Genomic DNA, 22,629 nt, shown 5'->3' on the forward strand with positions numbered 1-22,629 from the left:
AAAATTCAAGGTGTAATAAATTTATGAACCACAGTTTACTGATGTAAATGCGATGTGTTGAGCTTGTCGATACAAAGATTTTAATCCCGATAACTATCGGAAGAAACAACGAAGAAGATTGCATTTATAGAAGTTCACTACATTTATTTTGTTTTCTTAACAAAAAAAACCTGACAAGATAAACTTGTCAGGTTTTTTATTCAGATAAAATATTGTGAAGTTTGTCTGAAGGGTGAATATCCAAAAATACTATTCAACATTCATAATACGAGTATCAGAAAAATCTCCACAATTTAATCTATAAAAATACACTCCTGAAGAGAGGTTTTTCTTATCATAAACAATCGTATGTTTTCCATGAGAATAATTCTTTTCTTCGATAGACTCAATTTTTTCACCTAAAATGCTAAATAATTCAATTTCAACAAAAGCCTTTTCGGGAAGATAAAAACTTATTTCGGTAGTTTTGGAAAATGGATTTGGCACATTTTGGAAGAGTTTTGCAATTGATAATTGATAATTGATAATTGATAATTTTTTAGCAATTGAAATTTTATTGGTTTCATAAAACTTATCTCCTTCAATCCATGATACTATTTGCAAACTTTGCTCTTCGCCGGCAGTCCACAGTTTTATCAGAAATTCTTCATTTGACTTTTGTCCATCAGTTTCCTGCGAAAGTTCGTCGTCGCCCCAGATTGTAATTGCAAGGTTTTCGCCGGTATAAACACCGGCTCCAACCAACAATCCGTTTTGCGAGAAAATACCTATCTCAGAACCAATTTCAGGTTTAATATCCCAAGTCTGATTTGGAATCATCAAACTCATATTATTTCCAGTGATTTTCACATTTTTATAATGCTTAGGTTTAGGAATTTCGATATTCGATTTTGATGTATTCGCTGTATTTGCAGGATAAAATAAAGTAGCAGAATTGCTCATTTTTATTTGATAGCCTTCGCCGGGATACATATAATCAATAAGGTTAACTCCAAAAATAGGCCAATACATCTGTCCGTAATCATCTTTCACAATAATAATATCGTTTACAATAGAACTTAAAGCATCTGCTACAGACATTGGTGTAATACGCAAATAAGCAATATAACTCCAACCTTGCTGAATATTTATCGGTGTAATTTCCGGTGGATTATAAAAACCAGTAACTATCATTGTATCTAACTGATTCATTTTTATCCAATATCCTTCTTTGAAATTAAAATCGCCTATATCATTAATTCCATACGATGGCCAATAAGTTGTACCTATATAGTTTTTCATTAAATATACATTTGTCGAAACATTTGCAAACATGCTGTCGCAATTTGTATTCTCCGGCTCCAAATATGTAGATATCATGCTCCAGCCAAAGTCTAATGGAATATCTTGCTGATTTATTGAATCTACTGCATAGCTTAACTCACTCATACAGATATTGTTATCTGATAGTGTTAGCTCATAAATGCCGGCCGATAGGTTTGCAATATTTTGGCTGGTTTCGCTATTGCTCCATAAGAACTGGTAAGGCATAACACCGCCCGAAACGGTTAAATCTATTGCTCCCACACTGATTGCAGCCGGTGTGTTGATTATGCTTTCGGTAACAACAATTTCATTGGGTTCGATTAGAGTAAATGTTGTGTCGGTGCTACATCCCTGCATATCCTGAACCGTAAGGTAGTAGTTTCCGGCTGCGAGGTTTATAGGTGCATAATTTGGAAACGGTGTTGCCCAGATATACATAAATGGCGAAGTGCCACCACTTGTCGAAACTGAAATTTCACCACTATTGTTGTCAAAGCAAGATAGATGAGTAATATTTGCAGATATTTGCATTTCGGCAAGTATGTCTATTTGAGTAGTTGGTGTTGAAATACTTACTCCATCAGAAACTTCTAACATGAATATTGTATTTGCAGTAATGATAGCTTGCAGAACAGAACTTGTGTCTTGCTGAATTAGAGTATTTCCTGCATACCAACTATATGTATTATTTCCTGTTCCGTTTTCGGTATGGGCAGTGAGTGTTACATTTGTTCCGCTGCAAACTAAGGAATCGGAAACAGTTATCCAAGCATTAAGTGCCGGACTACCAAACTGTAGCGAACAGGAATTATTATACGGATTGTATTCCTGAGGTGAAACATTCACAATTTCGACATATATTTCTCCAAGTGCAGTAGTTGCCGTCCACGAAACAAAAATTGGGTTTGCAAGACTCGAATTTGCACCTATGAAAACCGGAGAAGAGCCAATATACAAGGTGTCGAAATTATTTATAGAAAATACATTCACGGTAGCCGAACCTGCTTCGTTTCCAATATTTATAATTTTTGGATAAATCATAACAAAGCTGCCTACATTCGGGTTAGGATTCGATATGCTTACACAAGGGCTTTCGAAAGTAAAATCGGGTGCTAAACCTACAATAAGTGCACGTGTAGCCTGGTTGTTTGCAACATAATCCTCCGGTACAAAATTAGCATTGTCAAGAGATACAGTTATATTATCTACACCGATAGTATCGGGAACAAACACATCTGTACATGCTACCGAAGAATCTTCATAAGCTATCAATCCCGAAACATAAACCGAATCGCCAAGGGTTTGACCGTTTACACTAAAGTGAACGAAAAACGGACCTGCATCAACATTTCCAATGTTCACAAAAGAGCTTGTAATAGCAACAGTATCGCCCGGATCTGGATTTATTATGCTTGGCGAAATATGTGAAGAAAGAACCTCAAGGTCGGCAAAATGCTCCTGAACAAAAACATAAATTATATGTGAATTGTTCGATTCGTTTCGTTCGCAAATAATTGAAGAATCCGGTGGAATGAAATCGACTTTCACCTCAATTTCGTGATTTCCGGGAAGTAGAAACTCATGGTCGAAGGAGCTTAAAACCTGACCGCCAGATGTTATAACCGGAACTACATCAGTGCCAATAAATACACCATCGGAAAAATAGGAAACCGAAATATTATTGTTTGTAAAGTTTCCGTTATTTTTCACATAAGTTTTAGCATTTAACGAGCTTCCCAAATCTACATTTATTCTATTATAGTAGCTGTTCCATGGATAATATTTCATAGCAAATAAATCGTTGCCAATCTCTTTCACAGAATAATTGTTCGACTCGTTAAGTTCGTAAACAGTTTCTGCGGCATCTGCCCAAACGGAAATTGTTTGCGGGCATTCGGTTCTTGCAAAAGTTCCTGACTGAACAAATTGGCTATCGTAGGCAAGCAAACTATCTATCCAAACAGAATCTGAAATAAAAGTTGAGTTGTTGTAAAATACTACAAAAAATCCATAAGCATCACTATCGCCGGTATTTGAAATTGTAGCCTGAACAGACATCAAAGCTCCTATGGCGGTGTTTACATTTGAAACATTTATATTCGAGGCACTCAGTTCAGGATAAGACTGTTCGATGTATATACTTTCGGTGAGCTCCTGATTGGCTTCGTTGGTTTCAAAAATATTGTCATTATTATCAACTGTAATTTTTATAAAATGATAACCCGAAGCATAAAAACTATTACTAAACGAAATGGTATTCTGCGACAAGCCTGAAACAGCTCCAAGATTTAGAATTGCCAGTGTATCGCCGGTAGTAATATCTTCTATCAATGCAGTTGTAGCTGCCGCTGAAACGCATTGTAGATTATTAATCTTAAATTGGATATTTACGGATTGTCCAATGTAGGGCGAATTGTCGCTAAATAGAATATCGGTAGGTGCCAAATCCGGAACCGGTGGATAAATATATTTGCTTTTTTTCAGATAATTGTTCGATTCGTTCGATTCGGAAACAAGGTTAGTATGGTCTATTGAAACTGCAAAAGATTTGGTTCCGCTCGTAGCAAATGTCATGCTTTTATTTATCGACATACTTTGGCCGGCGGCAAGATTATTTACCCATAAACTATCGCTAATTGTATCGTTTACATAATAATAAACCCAGAAATTGCTTGCAGCAAGATTTCCTGAGTTTGTAAAATGTCCACTTATAGACACAGGATTTCCTGCCACTGAACATCCACTATTCCAATTCAGCCATTGATAGTCTATTCTGAGGTCAACAAACTGATAGACAGGACCTGTTGGAGAACTCGGATAAGGATCGACAGTGAAATATTCGTAGCCAGATTGTCCGTTTAAAGTATAATCTGTAGCTGTAGAACTAATCGAATAATTGTCCGGCGAGTAAGGAGCCGAGAAATATAAATCGAAATAACCGCCAACAGTAGAGTATGTTGTAATTACCTGTCCTGATGGTATTGTCATTTGGATTGTTGCACCTTCGCAAGGCTGATTTCCGCCAAGCGAATCGTAAGTTATCTGACCGAAATAATGTATGCTTGCTCCTGTTCCGGCATCAACATTCGTTGGTGTGATTCCGGTGGAAACAAACAGAATTTGCGGAAGCGGAACATTTCCTACAGTTATTGGGCGAATTGCCATATTGTTCAATTCATTGTCTTCAACTATTGTTTCAAGCGGATCTACTATAACTTTCACAGGAAAATAGTCCCAATATGCAAAATAGTGCTGTATGGCAACTGAAGTTGAAGTTTGCGGCTGAATTGCGGAAATCATTGTACTATCAACGATTGTATCTTTAATGATAAACCAAACTTTCACGTCTTCGGCAAGATAATCTGTGTAGTTGTGAATATTTGCAGTGATAGTAATTTGCTCTCCCATATCTGGCGACGAGTTAGAAAAATTTATATCATTTGCAAAAATACTCAAATCAAGAAAATCGTTACTAACCATTGGATTCGACACATAGCTTGTATTGCTTGCAGTTGCTATATTTCCGAGCGAATCGTAGGCAAAATACTTATAACCGTGATTTCCAAGACTCAATTGCGTGAAATAGACATAAGTTTTCCCATCTGTAAAATCCTGGTCGTTAGGGTCTTCTTCCGAAAGGCTGATAATTTCGTCCATAGGGTCGATAAAATCACCATCGTTATTGTTGTCAATTTTCAGTTTTGGATAGCTTGCCATTGGCGGATTATTATCAAGATCGGAATAAATAATCTGATATTGGAAATAAGTTCCCGACGCTCCTATTGTTGGCGAAACTCCCGAGGTTCCGTTAAAAGGAGAAGCCTGATTGAACGATATATCCGGTGCCTGCGATTGCAAGTAAGCCCAAGCCAGTAGCGAAACATAATTAGTATTTCCAGAAGCATCTGTAAAACCAAGTTCTGCTGAATGCTGCCCAATTTGGCTTGTATTAAAATTAATATCAATTTGTTGGGATGCACCGCTTGCAAGGGTCAAACTGCATGCAGAAACTGTAAATGCTGAATCGCTGATAATGCAATCGGCGATATCAACCGGTAAAGTGCCCGTATTGTTTATTGTGCAAGTTGTTGAACTCCCGGTGTTTATGTCAACATAGCCCAAGTTGGTATTGTTACAAATCAATTCCCAACTTGAAACTGCTTCTAAACCTTGCCCTGTAAGTGAAATGTCGGAACATGGTGTATAGCTGTCAGTTACGATATTCAGAATTTCAGAAAATGCTGTATCATATGAAGGACTAAAAGCCACTTCAATTGTGAGACTTTGCCAGCTCGGTATAACTCCTGCAAATGGGGTGAGGATACTAAAAGCATTTCCCGTAATATCCATTGAAACAACCTGCATAGGCGAATTTCCAATATTACTTAGCGTGAACGAAGAGGTATCTGTTAATCCTTCTGCAATACTATTAAAACTTATAGAGTTGCTTGAAATATCGCATTGAGGGCATTCATTCAAAAATTCGCTTGGAATAATAATTGGCGAATTGCTTAAATCATTGCTGTGAATTTCTATATTGCCGGAGAAATTGCCTGCAAATGCACTTTCAAAATAAACATCTATAGCAATAGTATTCCCAGAGGCTACTGAAACATTTGGATTTGTAACATGAAGCCAGGCAAAGGATTCAATAACATTTACATTTAAAATGCCGCTTCCTGAATTGCTTATAAAAATAGTGTCGTAAACAATATCGCCACAATTTGCTGTATGCGACAAACTATCTGTTTGTACAGAAATAGTTGGGAACGAAACAGGTTCGTCTATTGTGAAATTAGCAGTTGCTGTACAATTTGAAGCATCTGAAATTGTTACAGAATAGTTTCCTGCAACTACATTTTGCAAATTCTGACTTGAAGAACCATCGCTCCAAATGAAACTATACGGTAAAGTACCTCCGGAAACCGAAAGATTTACAGCACCGGAAGCAGTTCCCGGATAAATTACATCTGTTACGGCAGAATTTATTATTAGAGGTGCGGGCGAGTATATTGCAAAATAAACTTCAACACTGCAATTGTTTGCATCGTTTACGCTGACTTGGTAAGTCCCTGATGATAAATTATTTATCGAACTTGTGCTTTGCCCAATAGACCACATATAATTGTAGGGAGCTGTGCCACCACTCACATTTAAAGCAATGCTTCCGTCGTTTGCACCGCTGCAACTAATGTCGGAAATAACTTCATTTAATGACAATTGAGCAGGATCGCTTAAATAGTAAGTCGCTATAGTTTGGCAGGAATTTAAATCGGTTACTGTTACATAATAGTTCCCGGCAGACAACCCACTGATTGTTTGATTGTTATTTCCAATATTCCAACTATAGTTGTAAGGTGAGTTTCCACCGTTAGCACTAATGGAAATGCTACCGTCTGAACCGGCGGGACAAAGTGGTGAAACTAAGGTTTCGGTAACATTTATCTGATTTCCCTCGAAAATTTCGACATTTCCAGTGGCTGCACAACCCGTTTGGTCGCTTGCTGTTACAGTATAGACACCTGCAGAAATATTATTCAAATCTTCGGAATTGCTACCTGTGTTCCATTGATAGACGTATGGAGCAGTTCCGCCCGAAGCAGAAAGATTTATTGCTCCTGAAGAACCGCCATAACAAAACACATCGAAAGTTGCAAAGTCGAGATCCATAGAATCGCCGACAGTTACAGTAAAAACTTCTGAATTTGTACATTGCCCATCGAAATAACTATATGAAATATCGAAAGTTCCTTCTCCGTTCAATGTTGGATTATATGTATTTCCATTAATACCATCACCGGTAAATAAACCACCTGCCGGCATACCTGTAAGTGTTACAGTAGGAGCATTGAAACAGTAAGCCGAATCAAGACCAAGAATGCTAACATTTGTGGTTTGCGAAACATTTGTAGTTTGGCTTGTGCTGTTTGAACATCCGTTTGCATCGATAAATGAATATGTAATTGTATGAAAACCAAGACCTGCCGTGTATGGAACAAAGGCATCGTTAGACAATCCGTTTCCGTTGAAAACTCCACCTGCCGGACTTCCAGTCAATGAATAGTAGGTGGCTGATAGACAATAATTTGTATCTAATCCTGCGAAACTAACCGTAGGCAGGGGATTAATAGTAATCAGAATTTCGTCGCTCGATTGGCAACCATTTACATCGCTTACAGTTACACTGTACAATCCTGTAGAACTGGCTGTTATTAATGGATTTATTGAACCTGTATTCCAATAATAATTTATGAAAGTTCCATTGTTTGCCGACAGAGCCTCAACTGTAACAGGTGTTCCACAAGTAGTGGTATCGCTTGGCAGGCTTACAAAAATTGTGTTTGAGTTTTGAACATCGAGCTGGCAGGCTATTTCAAATTGTGGTGTCAAAGCATCGTTTGTGGCAATAGTTATATTTCCTGAATAAATGCCTGTTGCAAGATTCGTTGCATCGAAATTTATATCGAAAACCACCGAATCGCCTGAGGATAGCGATGAGCCAATATTAGAAACCGTAAGCCACGATAAATTTTCGCTGACCGTATAGTTCAAAATTCCCTGTCCTTCATTTTTCAGAATTAGTGTTTGGTTGAGCTGATCGTCGCAGTTCACTGCAATAGCATCGAGGTTGTCTGCCGAAATGGTTACATTAGGAATACCAAGCCCGAAACCGTGTAAAGAAACTTCTACATATTGGTCATTATTATAAATTTTTAGAGTGTCAAAATAATGAGTAATAAGCCCGGGTGTGAACAATACATCTTTATTTGATGATTGTCCAGGCAATATATAAAATGGAGATTGGCTTACTGCATACCATGGATTTGTTGTTCTTAAACTATCGACAAAAAGGGTGTCGCAACCAATGTTTGCTAAAGTTGCATATAAATAGCCGGTAGTATTCAGATTTATTGAATCGAATTCTAAACTTGGAGTTAAAACCGAAATTGTAGGGGCACCAATAACATCCATCGAAACTGTAAACATATGAGTTGTGTTTAGCGGGTCGTTGGTATTTAATAATATTTGAGTGCTATATGAGCCAACATTCATTGCATTTGCATCGAAACCAAAATCAATAACTATTGAATCGCCAATAGGAACAATTCCCATATCCGGCGATGCGCTTAGCCACGGTACAGTAAGATTACTAAAATTGAAATCTAATTCGCCAATTCCAGTATTATAAATAGTGAATTCAGAAACTGTTGAATTTTCGCAGTTTACGTTTGCTGCAATCGAATTTTGATTGTAACCTACAATAGGTGCTCCGGTAGAAACTCCTTGCAAATTAATGGTATGAACTCCATCATTGGTTGATAACACTAATTCATCTGAATAAACCTGGGCATTTTCCGGAATAAAATCTATCGTTAAATCATATTGACTGAAAGGCTGAATTGTCAATGAGTTTACATATGCCCAAAAGTCTGACAGAGTGTTGCTTACACTGTAAATTTCTAATGTATTGCACCCATTGTTGAAAATTGTGAGTGTTTGCATGTCGCTCATCCATTGCATAGTCTGGTCGAAATAAACCGTATCAGTAGAAAATGAAATTTGTGGATTTCCGAACAGGTACAAATTACAATAAATTGAACTTGAAGGATTTTGTGGGTCGTTTGTAGAAATAATAATTTCTGCCTGATAGTTTCCGGCTATCAATCCTGCTGTGTTCACAATTAAAGTCATTTGTGAAGTGTCGCCTGCAAAAACAGTATTCTGTGCATTTTGCAATTGCAGCCATGAAGGAATACTGCCGGTATTCATAACTGTATAGCTTAAGCCACCTTGCCCAAAATTGTAAATTTCAACTGCCAAAGTATCAGTAGAATTGCAGTTTTGCAGAGTTGTGCTAAGGCTGGTCGAAGAATAGCCAACCACAGGTGCACCATCGGAAATTCCTGAAAGTACTATAAAAGTATCTGTTGCATTGTTGAACAAATATAAGGTATCGACAAATTGCCCCGAGCTTGTAGGACTAAAACTAACGCTAATTTGTTCCGAACTAAATGGTTCAATAAACAAGGAATTGTTGCCGGCAGAAAATTCAGCCAAGGAATTCGCAATATTTGTAATAACCAAAGTATCGCAACCCGTATTTTCTATAGTGAAACTTTGCTGCGAGCTTGTCCATTGTGTTACATTCCCGAAGTCGAGAGAAGTATCAATCAATGCAATTTCCGGTGAACCATAAACATTTAAATTAATTGGGATTGAGATTTGGGGGTTTAAGGGGTCGTTGGAATTTATAATTACATTGGCTGAGTAGTTTCCACTTTCGAGATTAAGAGAATTGAACGATAGATCAATTTGCTGGTTTTGATTTTGTGGAATAATACCAGTATTCGGAATAATATCAACTATATTGTTATTAATAATTGGTGCAGTTGAGTAAATTGTTGTTGTATTGCCGTATGCTACTCCATTGTTTCCATTGCCAGATAAATCTTCCCAAGGATTTTGTCCATTAAAATTATAATAAGCAACCAGACCTGATTCGTTTCCTGTTAAGGATGTGTTCATTGAAGATTGGATTTCTTGTTGAGATCTTGCATAATTCCAAATTCGTATTTCATCAATCTGTCCTGAAAACGATTCTGGATCATTAATTCCATATCCACCAATTTGAATTTTATTGATAATTTCTACGACATTATTTACAGAGCCATCAAAAATTCCATTAACATAATACTGCAATAAACCATTTGAAGAACAGGTTGCGACAACATGTGTCCAAACATTAGAAGGAATGGATGATGTAGCTCCTGGTTGTGGCCAATAGCCAAGCACACTACCAGAAGTTGTGGGACAAATATAAAGAGCCTGATCGCTACCCGTATAAGTTTGAATAATAGCACGGTAATCACTTTGAGTCCCATCATCTTTAATCCATGCTTCTAATGACCATGCAGTAAGATTTCCTGAATATGGAGTGTTAATATAATCCCCACTTCCATCAAAACTTGCAGCCTGCCCTGAAGAATTATTTTGATTCCCCAAACTTTCAATCTCATACTCCAAATCGCCACTACCATTATTATAAATTGTGATAGGAACTGTGGCTGAATCGTCGCATGAAATATAAACGTCTATTGAGTCGGGCACAACAGAAATTGCTGGTGCTCCGAGACAAATTCCAGATAAGCAAATAGTTGAATTGCCAATATTTGTTTGAATCAACAAAGTGTCATTAAAAGTGCCACCCGAAATAGGCGAATATGTTACAGAAAACTGCTCAATTTGGTTTTGTGCAATTGTGTATCCTGTTCCCGAAAGTTGGAAAATTGTATCGGCATTTGTTATCGAACTAACATATAAGGTATCGCAACCGGTGTTTTCGATTGTAAAATTTATTGTAGTATCGGTGTTTTGCATTAGGCTTCCAAAATTGAGACAAGTATCGGATAATAGAATTTGAGCCGGCGAATTGTCAATAATGGCTATTGCCGAAACCAAATTGCTTGCACAAACCGATTGATTTCCATTTATTGTGAGTGTAAAATCGTCAATAGCCCATTGGTCATAATAATTTCCAGAGTGATCTATTTGACGTAAACGGAAACTAGTGGAAGCTGTTTGAGCCCCGACTGGCATATTTTCTGAAATATATGTAAAACTGCTAAATGCTTCTGTATCATAAATACTTATAGTTGTCCAACTTGAGCCATTATTTGTTGAATACTCTAATGCAATGTCTTCTCCACTATCAGCATTTTCACAGGTTGAACCACCTCCGGTACCAATTAATAGGTAGAACTCAATGCTACCTCCAAGAGTAAAATCAAAGTTGTTTGATTGAACTAATCGTGTTCCACTTGAAGTAAAATGAAGAGCATTTCCGCTCATAGCACCACAAGTAGTATTATTTGAAGCATTGCTTGAACTTGCCCAAATTGAAGAATTCAGACCCGAATTAAAATCATCAGTCAAAGTAATTGAACTTGGATAGAGAGCCTCAACATAAAAAGTATCGTTGTCGAAAAGTACCGGACTAGTGTAGTTTGCACCGGAATGAAGTAGTGTTCCGCCGGGGAAATCGTACCAGTTGTAAATACCCGATGAGCCTGAAACAAATAAATCGACAGAACCGCTTCCGCAAAGGTAACCATCGGTAGCTGTAGGGTCTGGGGGCGATAAGCTTACCATTGTAGTATCGCTGTAGCTATTCATACAACCCATCGTATCGTAATAGAGATAATAAATATTGTATGTTCCTATTCCCGACAAATTTGGATTGAAAGTATTGCCGCTAATGCCTTGTCCGTTGAAAGTTCCGCCGGCGGGAATCCCTGTCAAAATACTTGGTGCATCGCTGCCACAATATTCTGGCTGCAAACCTGTGAAACTAACCACCGGTCCTACGTATGTAGAAACAATTAAAGTATCGGTGCAGCCATATTGGTCGGTATAGCTGTATGAAATATCAACTGCTCCGGCTGCAACCATTCCGGGATAAAAAATATTGCCATTTATTCCGTCTCCTGTAAAAGTACCACTGTCGGGCGTGGCAAACAGAGAGTCGGGCAAACCGTTTGTTGCACAATAGTACGAGTCTAATCCACTCACAGAAAGTGTAGGATATGAATAATTGAAAATCTCGATACTGTCGGTTGCCAAACAGCCGTTTTGATTGCTCACTTCTACCCAATAAATTCCGGCAAGCGAAACATCAATAGTTTGTGTTGTGTCGCTGGTGTTCCAGAGATATATCATTCCGGGATTTCCAGCATCAAGAGTTGCTGAATTATTAAAACATAAATTTTGGTCTGCACCTAAATCAACTATTGGATTTTGGTGAATAGTTAAATCTACAATCACCACACTATCGCAGCCGTTTGCTGTGATTAGTGTGTCGTAATAAATTCCGCTCGAACTTGCCAAAACTCCACTAAAATAAACTTGCTCCGATTCACAAATTTCCATTGAAAGATTGCTGACATTGTAGCAAGAGTCTGTTAGGTTTGCTTGGACTATTAGTTGGGAAATTCCGGTGCCTTCGTTATAGAGGGCTTGGATTTCTGCTTCAGAGAGGGCTCTGTTGTAGATGCGGATGTCGTCGATCTTACCGTTGAAATAAAACGGGAGTCCATTAAAACTACCACCACCAATCCTGACTGGGTCATTACCTGATGCTAATAATCCAGAGGTGCTAATTAAGTTGTCCAATTGACCATCTATATATAATGAAAGGTTTGCTCCGTCCCAATGTTGAGTAATAAAGAACCATTTATTTTCAATTAGATTAGAATTAGAAGGAAAAGCATATTGATTGTTAGTCCATACATGTGCAAAAATTTGACCAGCTGACGACGATCCTATAACCCATTGTCTATTTTGAGTTTCACCATCTTTACTAACCAAATCGCCATACCAAGCATCTGCATTAACCCAAAGACAAATCGTATGAGAATTTTGCTCAAATCTATAGTCTTCTTGTATTGAAATATAATCATCTTCACCATCAAAACTATAAGCAGAATTTGGATTTCCAAATCTGTCTGTAGAAAGTGTTGGCCCATAGTTTATTGTTCCATGTAAGATTCCATCATTTGGAATCGAATCACCACTCTCATCATTTGCATCTCCATTAAACGGATAATAAGCCACGAGCCCAGAATCTAAGTTTAGAGTTTCTGTGGCATCGCTCGAAATGTTAAGCGTGTCGGTATAATTTCCAATTGCATTATTTTGGTTTAAAATAATTGGAATTTCTAATGAGTCGCCTGCGGGTACCGAAATACCCTGCGGGTTTTGAAAACCCGCAGGGTATGCTCCCATTATAAACGGTTCTTCCAAACCAAACAAACTGTCAATTGTTAGGTTGCAGTTTCCTGTATTAATAAGGTATGCCGAAAGAGTGTCGTATGCCTGCATAATATCAAGAGTTCCAAAGTTTATGGTGTCGGGGCTGAGGCTTAGGATTGGGGTGCATGGTTCTGTAACTTCAAAACTATCAGAAACTATGCAGCCGTTTGCATCGGTAATATCGACAAAATATGTTCCGGCAAGTAAGCCGCTAATATCTTCGGTGGTTCCGCTGGAATTCCATACATATATATAAGGTGTGGTTCCGCCGGAAATTGATATATCAATTGCTCCATCATTTGTTCCCATAGAAGAAACATCAGTAATAGTTGCATAAATTGTTGGCAAAGAATTCACTGTTAAAGTTAATGTTACTGTAGAATCGCAAGCATTTGCAGCAGTGAAAACTTCAGTATAAATTCCTGTTACAGAAAGCATTTGTGTACCGAAAATGTATGATTCGCCATCGCAAATCGAAGCCGATATTGTGTTTGTTATTTCGATTGGTTCAGTGATATTAAATGATAAAACTTCATTCTGATTTCCATTAGTTCCAACGGCTACAAGGCTCTCTAATCCACTCATTCCGTTTACAACAAACACAGAATCACTAATAAATGGAAAACCTGACAGAATATAAGTTGCATTTGCATCGTAAGTGCTTCCTGTCGATGCTTGCCAGATTCGCCATTTAAACAATTCCCCAGTAGCAAAGCCATCGTTGCCGGTATCAACACCCCAGGCTGTTATAGCATCCATATTACCTGTCCATTGAATGTATCCTCCACATGTCAAATCTCCTGTATTTTGCTCATAGAAAACACCAATATAATCTCCGTTTTGTAATGGTTGACCATCAATTAACAGTGAAACAGTAGGTTGCACCATTATTATGTGATTTGTTCCGGTAACATTATAATTCCAATCGAAAATGCCCGAAGTATTCCCTCCATTATCATCACCTACTGTTACAGAATAATTTCCGGCAAGTAATCCTGAGAGATCTTCTGTTGTTGCTCCGATTGACCATGAATATGTGTATGGTGGGTTGCCTCCTGAGATTGTTAGGTCGATTGCTCCGTCAGCACCGCCATTACAGCTTAGGTTGGATTGAGTATAACTAACTGAAAGTTGAGGAGAATTAACTGTGATATAATCCACCATCACCAAAGTGTCACTACTATTTCCATCAGAAACAATCAACGAAATTGTATATAATCCGTCAGTTTGGTAAATATGCGAAGGATTTTGCACGGTATCAGTTGTTCCATCACCAAAATCCCATAGCCAAGTTGTTGGGTTTCCGGTTGATAGGTCGGAGAATTGGATTGTGTCGTTTGGAGTAGTGAGTGTGTCGGAGGTGGTGAAGTTGGCTGTGAGTGGATCGTATAAAATTCCAGTTTGAGAAGTAAAATAGACATTATCCAATCTAACTTTTCCTCCTTCACTATCATTTTCGTTTCCATGTCTGTAAACTAAAGCTTTTACTGCAAGAGTTTGTCCGGAATATGCCGATACATCATACCATACATCTTCATAATTTGTTTGGCTGTTCTGCCAAGAATATGAATCGGGCGATTCTTCTAAAACATTATTCCCAAGTAGTATTTGAGAATAATTATTATGGTAACCATCATATTCATGAAGCTGCCTCTTCATATGTAGAAAAACCGGAGCTGATGGAATCTGTATTGGAGTAGAAGATAATGTAGTAGTTCCTTGTTCTCCTTGAGACCAAGCGGTCAAATGAGCATTTCTATTTCCGGTTTCATATTCTTCAATGCTTGCAATTCCATTTCCTGTTAGTTGCCAATTTACTAAATCTGGATATTGTTCAAAGTTGAAATTTGGAACAAGAATACTACTTGCTCCAACAAAGATATAATCCACCATAACCAAAGTATCGCTACTTGTGCCGTCAGAAACTACCAATGAAACTGAATAAGTCCCGGCTGTTTGATAAATATGCATTGGGTTTTGGGTAGTGTCTGTAGTTCCATCGCCAAAATCCCAAAGCCAAGCTGTTGCGTTTCCTGTTGATAGGTCGGTAAATTGGATTGTGTCGCCTAATGTTAAAGAGGTATCGGATGCAGTGAAGTTGGCCACGAGTGATGGAGCAATTCCAGATAACACTTCAATATAATTTGTTTTAACATGAGTATCAGAAATCTCACCTTCATCAATAAACAATGAAACAGTGTAAACGCCAGTTGTTTGATATATATGGCTTGGGTTTTGAATTGTGGATGTATTTCCATCGCCAAAATTCCATGACCATAAATAGTATGGACCTGTTGAGAGATCAGTAAAAAAAATAGTATCTCCCAATACAATTGAGGTATCGGAAGCTGTAAAATTTGCTTGAACGTACTGTGCCTTTAATTCATTCCACAGCCCCAAAAAAGCCACTGTCATTGTCAAAAAAAGCAATGTTTTTCTCATAATTTAAATCTTTAATAATTATTAATGAATTTGTTTATCGAAATTTTAATCTTGTTCTTAGTTTTATGATTTGCTTTAGATTGATTTACAAAAAGAATTGAAGCTATACCATTATTCAGATATCGTGTTGAATTTAATACAATTTGGTTTCTATTTCTGTTAATTAATCTATTCATAATTTATGTTTCAAATCCTTGCTATGGCTTATATTTGATTTGCTAATATGCATAAGATTTTTGAACTATTCAAAAAAAAGATGCTCAATATCTGCAATTGTTAAAATAGTGTTTTTATGTCTTTATATTTTAATAGTTTAGATAATATGTTCTTTTTGCAAATTTTCCTATGACTTAAAAAATGCACCTTGTTTTCGATATATTGAAGGTTTTAATCCTGTGATTTTTTCGAAATTTGAACGAAAAGTATTCACTGAATTATATCCAACTGCTACGCCAACTGCTTCAATTTTTAGATTTGATTCGGTAAGCAAGATTTTAGCTTCCATAATTCTATAATAATTTATAAACTGATTGATAGTTTTTCCACTATATTTTTTTATTGAGTCAAACAAATATTTACGGTTGGTTTCCATTATTTTTGCTAATTCATCAATATTCAAACTATCTTTTTTAAAAATATTGTCTTTCTCAAATTTTTCAATTACTTTATCAAACAGTTCTTTTAATACTTCGTTCTCATTATTTTCTGTAGAGTTTTGATAAGTATCATCAATTGAAATAGTAGTTTTGTATTGATTTTCTATTTCAAGATTCTTTTTATATAGTGCCTTATATGCCTTATTTTTCTGCTTATATTGCCAATAAATTAATATCAGAAGAAAAATAACAACAATCAGTGCTATTATCACATTAAACAATATTCTTTCTTTCTTAGATATCTCAGCTTGTTGAAGCTTTATCATGTTTTGCTTCTCTTTTGTTTCATATTCGACTTGCAAATTTGCAATTCGCTTATTCATATCCTCATTCAGAAGAGTATCTCTAAGTTTGTTGTAGGCATTTGTATAATCAAAAGCTTCTTTGTAGTTTTCTAAATAATAATTGAAATTTGCAAGATTTTTCAGATTATCTTTTATCAATGGTCTATTTCCCACTTTTTTGTTTATTTCAATTGCCTGTTTTAAATAAAATATTGCTTCATCGTACTTTTCTTGTTTCGATAATAATGTGCCCAAATTATTTAAGTTTACCGCAACCTGACCAGTTCGGCCAATTCTTTTATTAATAGCCATTGCCTCTTTATGAAGCTGCAAAGCTTTATCGTACTGCTTATTAGATGTTGCAACTAAGGCTAAACCATTGAGGGAGATTACCAAATAATCAGGTGCATCTATATTTTGAAGAATATTGTATGCCAGGCTGAAATAGAAAGAAGAGGAGTCAATATTATTTAGTTTATAATAGGTACTACCTAACTCATTATAATCTACAGCAATATACATAGAGTTGCCAGACTGTTTATCCATTTCCAAAACTAATCGGGTATATCTTATTGACTCTTCATAATTTCCCATTGTGTAATACAAACTGCCTAAAGTGGAATAACAATCTGCAATAGAATTCAAATTGTTTGATTCTTTAGCATGTCGCAGTGCATTTAAATTATGTTCTATTGAAATTTCAAAATTGCCTAGCCTGTTGTTGCATGTGCCTAAAAAGATATAGCAATTAACAATTCCACTAGTGTCAGATACTTGCTTGTTGAAAAAAAGTGCAGTATCAGCATATAAAATGGAAGAATCAATCTTTCCTACATACAAAAGGCAACCACTAATTGCTAGTGAAACTTCAGCTATTTTATTTTTTTCATGCAGTGCTGGTAGCACCTTTTGATAAATTGGTAAAGCCTTCGAATACTGACGTTTGGTATATAAACTATCTGCTTTGCTCAATAATTGTTGGCTTGAATTGTCAATTGCCATTGTATCATAAGCAGTAGCAATGAAAATTAATAAAATAATAATATGTACGATTCTTGTTTTCATATGTGTAGTTTTGATTTAGAATTTTGTAACTTATGTTGTTTCGTGTATTAAAATTTCGGGATACTGAGATATGGATGTCCAAAATGTGTTGTAGAATATACTAACCTTTGAGCTGATGCAGGAAACAACCAGATAAAGGATGAATCAATAAATGAAAATACATTTTTCAAATTGCTAATAGTTTCTGAATTTATATTTATCATATTTGAGTATTCTTTTTCTTTTTCCAAATCGAAATTCATATATTCCCGAATTATTTTTACGAAATTTGGATTTTTTTCATTGGCTTGAACTGTCAGTAAGTTAACTGTTAAACTGTCAATTTTTGTCTCAGAGTACGAAAATGACATAAAATAAATTGAAATAGCAATAACTAAAAATATTCTTCTCATTTGCGATAATTATGTTTTAGTGTTCATTAAATATTTTTTTGTCGTAAAGATAATAACTCATTATTGTACTCCAATACTTTTTTGATATTTTTCTAAAAAAGAATCTGCCTAAGTAAATTGTAATCTCAAAATTTTTGTATTTTTGAAATAAATTATGATGGTAGAAAATATTGTACATAGAGATGCTGTGCTGCTGGGAATAAATAATTATTCACAAAAACGGATGATTCATTATTTTCTCTTAGATAAATTTAATTCCTTTAGTGTAAATAAAAAAATATGACAGTCTGAATATTTTAATGAAAAACAAAAAAACATATCACGAAAGCGCAAAATTGCATGTAACGGGTACCGCAAAGTATATTGATGATATAGAAACTGATAACAGAATTATCCGGGGTTTTGTTTTTAAAAGTGAATTTGCTCATGCAAAAATATTATCATTCGACCTATCGGAAGCCAAAAAAGTAAAAGGAGTTCATGCAATTGTAAGTTACAAGGACATTCCTGGAGAAAATCAAATGGGTCCTGTAATTCATGACGAGGAAGTGCTTGCAAGCCAAAAAGTTGGTTTTATTGGACAGGCTATATTTCTAATTGCTGCTGAAAATGAAGAAATTGCAAACGAAGCAAAAAGCTTAATAATAATCGAATTTGAACCATTGAAGCCAGTTATTACTATAGAACAAGCAATAGAATGTGGCGATTTTTTTCAGGAAGAAAGAAAAATTGAATGCGGCAATTTCGAGGAGGCTTATCATAAATCGCAAAATAAGATTGAAGGAAGATTTAAGACTGGAGCCCAGGAACATTGGTATCTCGAAACTCAGGTTTGTCTTGCCTTGCCTGGGGAAGGAGATGAGATTAAAATATTTAGCTCTACTCAAAATCCCACTGAAACCCAGTGCATTATTGCTGAAGTTTTGAATATCTCAAATAAAGATATTGAAGTTGAAAACAGGCGGCTTGGCGGAGCGTTCGGAGGTAAAGAGACTCAGGCAAATCATATTGCAAGCTGGACGGCATTATTGTGTAAAACAACGAAACGTCCTGTTAAAATGCGGCTTCAGCGAAAAGAAGACCAAATCATGACAGGAAAACGTCATCCTTTTTTGATAAACTACAAAGCTGCTTTTGAAAGCAATGGAGAAATTACAGCCATGTCGAGCGAGCTGAATTCTAACTGGGGATATTCCTGTGATTTGTCGATGGCAATTTTAGAACGTGCAATGTTACATTCCGAAAACTGTTACTACATCCCTAACGCAAGAATAATAGGAAAAGCATGGAAAACAAACCTTCCTCCAAACACAGCTTTTAGAGGATTTGGAGCACCTCAGGCTATTGCAGCAATTGAATTAATTATTGATAAAATTGCACGTTATTTGAAAATAGATGCTGCAATAGTCAGAGAAAGAAATTTTTATGGAATAGAAAATGAAAAAACTACTCCCTATGGACAAATATTTACGAATAGCGTTATAAACTTAATTTATACAGAGTTGTCAGAATCTTCAGATTATTTCAACAGGCGAAAACACATAAATGAATTTAATAACAAAAACGAATTTGTGAAAAAGGGGATGGCAATAAGTCCGGTAAAGTTTGGAATTTCGTTTACAACTGCTTTTCTTAATCAAGCAGGTGCTTTGGTAAATATTTATAAGGATGGTTCTGTTATAGTAAATCACGGCGGAGTAGAAATGGGGCAAGGGCTACATACAAAAATTCAACAAATTGCTGCAAACGAATTAGGGATTCAATTAGACAATATTAAAGTAAGTCCGACTAACACTTCTAAAGTTCCAAACAGCTCGCCTACAGCGGCTTCCTCCAGCACCGACCTTAACGGGATGGCAGTAAAAATTGCCATAGATAAATTAAAAAATAGAATTGCAAAAGTAGTGATTGAACTATTTAATAAGGAAAATGAAGGGACAAAATATTTATTCGAGAATTTAATTTTTAAACACGATTTCATTTATGATGCTTTAGATACTAAAAAGAAAATCTCGTTTAAAAATGCTGTCTTGAAAACATATTTAAACAGAGAAAGTTTGAGTGCCACAGGATTTTATAAAACACCCGGAATCGATTTTGACAGGAAGTCTGGCAAAGGAAATCCGTTTTTCTATTTTGCTCAGGGAATGTCAATCTCCGAAGTTTTGCTCGACACACTCACTGGCAATTGTAAAATTCTGCAAACCGACATTTTACACGATGCAGGAAAATCTATAAATATTGAAATAGATAAAGGACAAATAGTTGGCGGTTTTCTTCAAGGAGTGGGCTGGTGTACTACCGAAGAATGCAAATGGGATAGCTCAGGAAATTTATTAAATAACTCTCCTGAAACATACAAAATTCCAACAACAGACGATATTCCGGAAAAATTGATAGTAAATTTCTACGAAAATTCGAAAAACGAAAATACAATTCGTCAGAGCAAAGCAATTGGAGAACCTCCATTTATGTTAGGCTTGTCGGTCTGGCTTGCACTAAAAGATGCAATTTCGGCGGTTGGAAATCATATAATCGAACCTGATTATTTCTTACCCGCAACTAATGAAAATATTTTATTGTCGATAAAAAAACTAAAAGCAAACCTATAATTCCAGAAACTCTCTGAACGTATATGACGCAAAAAATTAAAATGGTTGTAACTGACCTTGACGGGACTTTACATAATGACAAAAACAAACTAAGCGACACAGATTTTTTCACATTAAAAGAACTAAATCAAAGGAAAATAATTAGAGTTGTAGCAACCGGAAGATCTCTGTTTTCTTTTGAAAAAGTATGCATGCCGGATTTTCCTATTGATTTTCTAATTTTTTCGTCGGGATGCGGTATTTACGATTGGAACAATAAAAATTTAATTAGTGAAAATCATATTCCAAAGCAATCTGTTCTGTTAATTGCAAACGAATTGAAATCGCAAAATTTGAGTTTTATGATTCATTCGAATATTCCGGAAAATCATAAATTTTGTTATTACATCGGAAACGATAACAAAAATTCTGATTTTTATAATCGTATTAAACTTTATGATGGTCATACAAAGGAAATTGGAGACGACTTCAAAGAAATTGGAGATGCTTGCCAATTTGTTGCTATTACTGAAGAAATTCCACAAATTCTTAGCAAAGTTGAAAGATATTTGTCGCAATTTAAAGTGGTCCGCACTACTTCGCCATTAGATGGAAAATCTATGTGGATCGAAATTTTTCCGAAAAAAGTATCAAAGGGGGATGCCGTTTTAAACTTATGCAAAAAATTGGAATTTTCTACAGATTTTGTGCTTGGAATAGGTAACGACTATAACGATATTGATTTGTTAAAAACTACGGGCTATAGTTTTGTTGTAGAAAATGCCCCCGCTGTATTGAAAGAAAAATATATAGTTACTTCCAGCAACAATAATAGTGGCTTTAGCGAAGCCGTAAAACATTTTTTCGATTTATAAAGAATATCAAATTTTCTGTTGCCTTTTAGCTTTTTCCCAATTCACAGATTGTTTTCCCATGAGATATTTTATAGCTCCTTGAATAATTGAAAAATTCATGACGAAAAAATAATATGGAATAAAAAGTATTTTAAGCCGTAACTTTTTATTAGAAAATATCCAACCCAAGAGAGTAAATAAATAAAATACCATTTGCAAAAGCAGAAGAATGGTATAAATATCAGCAAAATCAAATTTCTTTAAATAAACAATTGCCACATTCAAAGGAAGTAAAATAATCATCGACAAAGGGCAAATCGTCCATCGAAGCACTTTATGTGAAATATATTGGAAACTCAGGATTTTATATTTGAAAGGGTTGAGAAGTTCCGGTAATCGGAAAATAGTTTGCAAAGAGCCGGCAGCAATTCGAACTTTTCGTTTCAATTCTTCTTTCACATTTAGGCTGGCAGTCTCAATTGCATATGCTTCAGGATTGTATTGAACTGTGTAACCTTGTTTGGCAATTCTTAGCGAAATAATAAAATCGTCTAATAAAGTGTCCTTCTCCACTTCCTCGAACAAACAGGTACGAATTGCAAAAAGTTCGCCAGCTGCACCAACCACCGAATTAAACTCTGCTTCAATTTTTTTGAGTGCCGATTCGTATTTCCAATAAAATCCTTCGCCCGAACCGCTTGCTCCATCATAAACTTCTTTGTAAATTCTTTTTTCGCCGGCAACACAACCAACTTTTTTATCGTGAAAAAGGTTTGCTATAATTCTAATACTGCTTTTCGAAAGGTTAGTATTGCAATCAGAAAAAACCACAATTGGAGTTTTAACAAATTTCATCCCACGATTCATTGCAGCAATTTTCCCATTTCGTTCTGACAAATGAAACAATTCAATATTTTCATATTTCGCCAAAATTTTCTCAGAACCATCATTCGATCCATCGGTAATCCAAACATGCTTTAACTTTCCTTTCGGATAATCTAAATCGAAAGAATTTTTTAGTTTTTCTTCAATATAATCTTTCTCGTTATAGGCTGCAATTATTAAAGTAATTTCTGGCAAATCGGAATCCGCCAATTCCTGAACATTACTATTCCTTTTTGAAAACACTTTTTTGATTTTTACTATAAAAAACAAAATCAGACCATATGCTATATAGGAATAGAATATGCTAAACAACAATACGAAAAAAACAATTTCTAAAAATTTCATTC

General features: G+C 35.8%; 7 protein-coding genes. 2 read left to right on the forward strand and 5 right to left on the reverse strand.

From position 1 onward, the window contains the following. Nucleotides 1-249: 249 nt before the first annotated feature. From HN894_09165 to HN894_09180, 4 genes are all read right to left on the reverse strand, one after another. On the reverse strand, nt 250-15,555 hold the full coding sequence (locus HN894_09165) for a choice-of-anchor D domain-containing protein (GenBank protein ID MBT7143495.1): 15,306 nt from the start codon (nt 15,553-15,555) through the stop codon (nt 250-252). Nucleotides 15,556-15,566: 11 nt separating this feature from the next. Then, entirely contained in the window at nt 15,567-15,731 is a 165-nt protein-coding gene (locus tag HN894_09170) for a hypothetical protein (protein ID MBT7143496.1), read from the reverse strand. A gap of 167 nt (nt 15,732-15,898) precedes the next feature. Further along, on the reverse strand, nt 15,899-17,560 hold the full coding sequence (locus HN894_09175) for a tetratricopeptide repeat protein (GenBank protein ID MBT7143497.1): 1,662 nt from the start codon (nt 17,558-17,560) through the stop codon (nt 15,899-15,901). Between the two features lie 47 nt (nt 17,561-17,607). Then, entirely contained in the window at nt 17,608-17,952 is a 345-nt protein-coding gene (locus HN894_09180; GenBank protein ID MBT7143498.1) for a hypothetical protein, read from the reverse strand. 299 nt (nt 17,953-18,251) lie between these two features. Here HN894_09180 and xdhB point away from each other — a divergent pair, with 299 nt between their 5' ends. Both xdhB and HN894_09190 read left to right on the forward strand, forming a co-directional pair. Then, nucleotides 18,252-20,564: a xanthine dehydrogenase molybdopterin binding subunit gene (xdhB, locus tag HN894_09185; protein ID MBT7143499.1), complete on the forward strand. Its 2,313-nt coding sequence runs from the start codon at nt 18,252-18,254 to the stop codon at nt 20,562-20,564. 23 nt (nt 20,565-20,587) lie between these two features. Continuing rightward, nucleotides 20,588-21,418: an HAD family phosphatase gene (locus tag HN894_09190; protein ID MBT7143500.1), complete on the forward strand. Its 831-nt coding sequence runs from the start codon at nt 20,588-20,590 to the stop codon at nt 21,416-21,418. 6 nt (nt 21,419-21,424) lie between these two features. On the opposite strand, the gene HN894_09195 is transcribed toward HN894_09190, so the two are convergent. After that, entirely contained in the window at nt 21,425-22,627 is a 1,203-nt protein-coding gene (locus HN894_09195) for a glycosyltransferase family 2 protein (GenBank protein MBT7143501.1), read from the reverse strand. Between the last annotated feature and the right edge of the window lie 2 nt (nt 22,628-22,629).

The organism is Bacteroidota bacterium (assembly GCA_018692315.1).
Taxonomy (GTDB): domain Bacteria; phylum Bacteroidota; class Bacteroidia; order Bacteroidales; family JABHKC01; genus JABHKC01.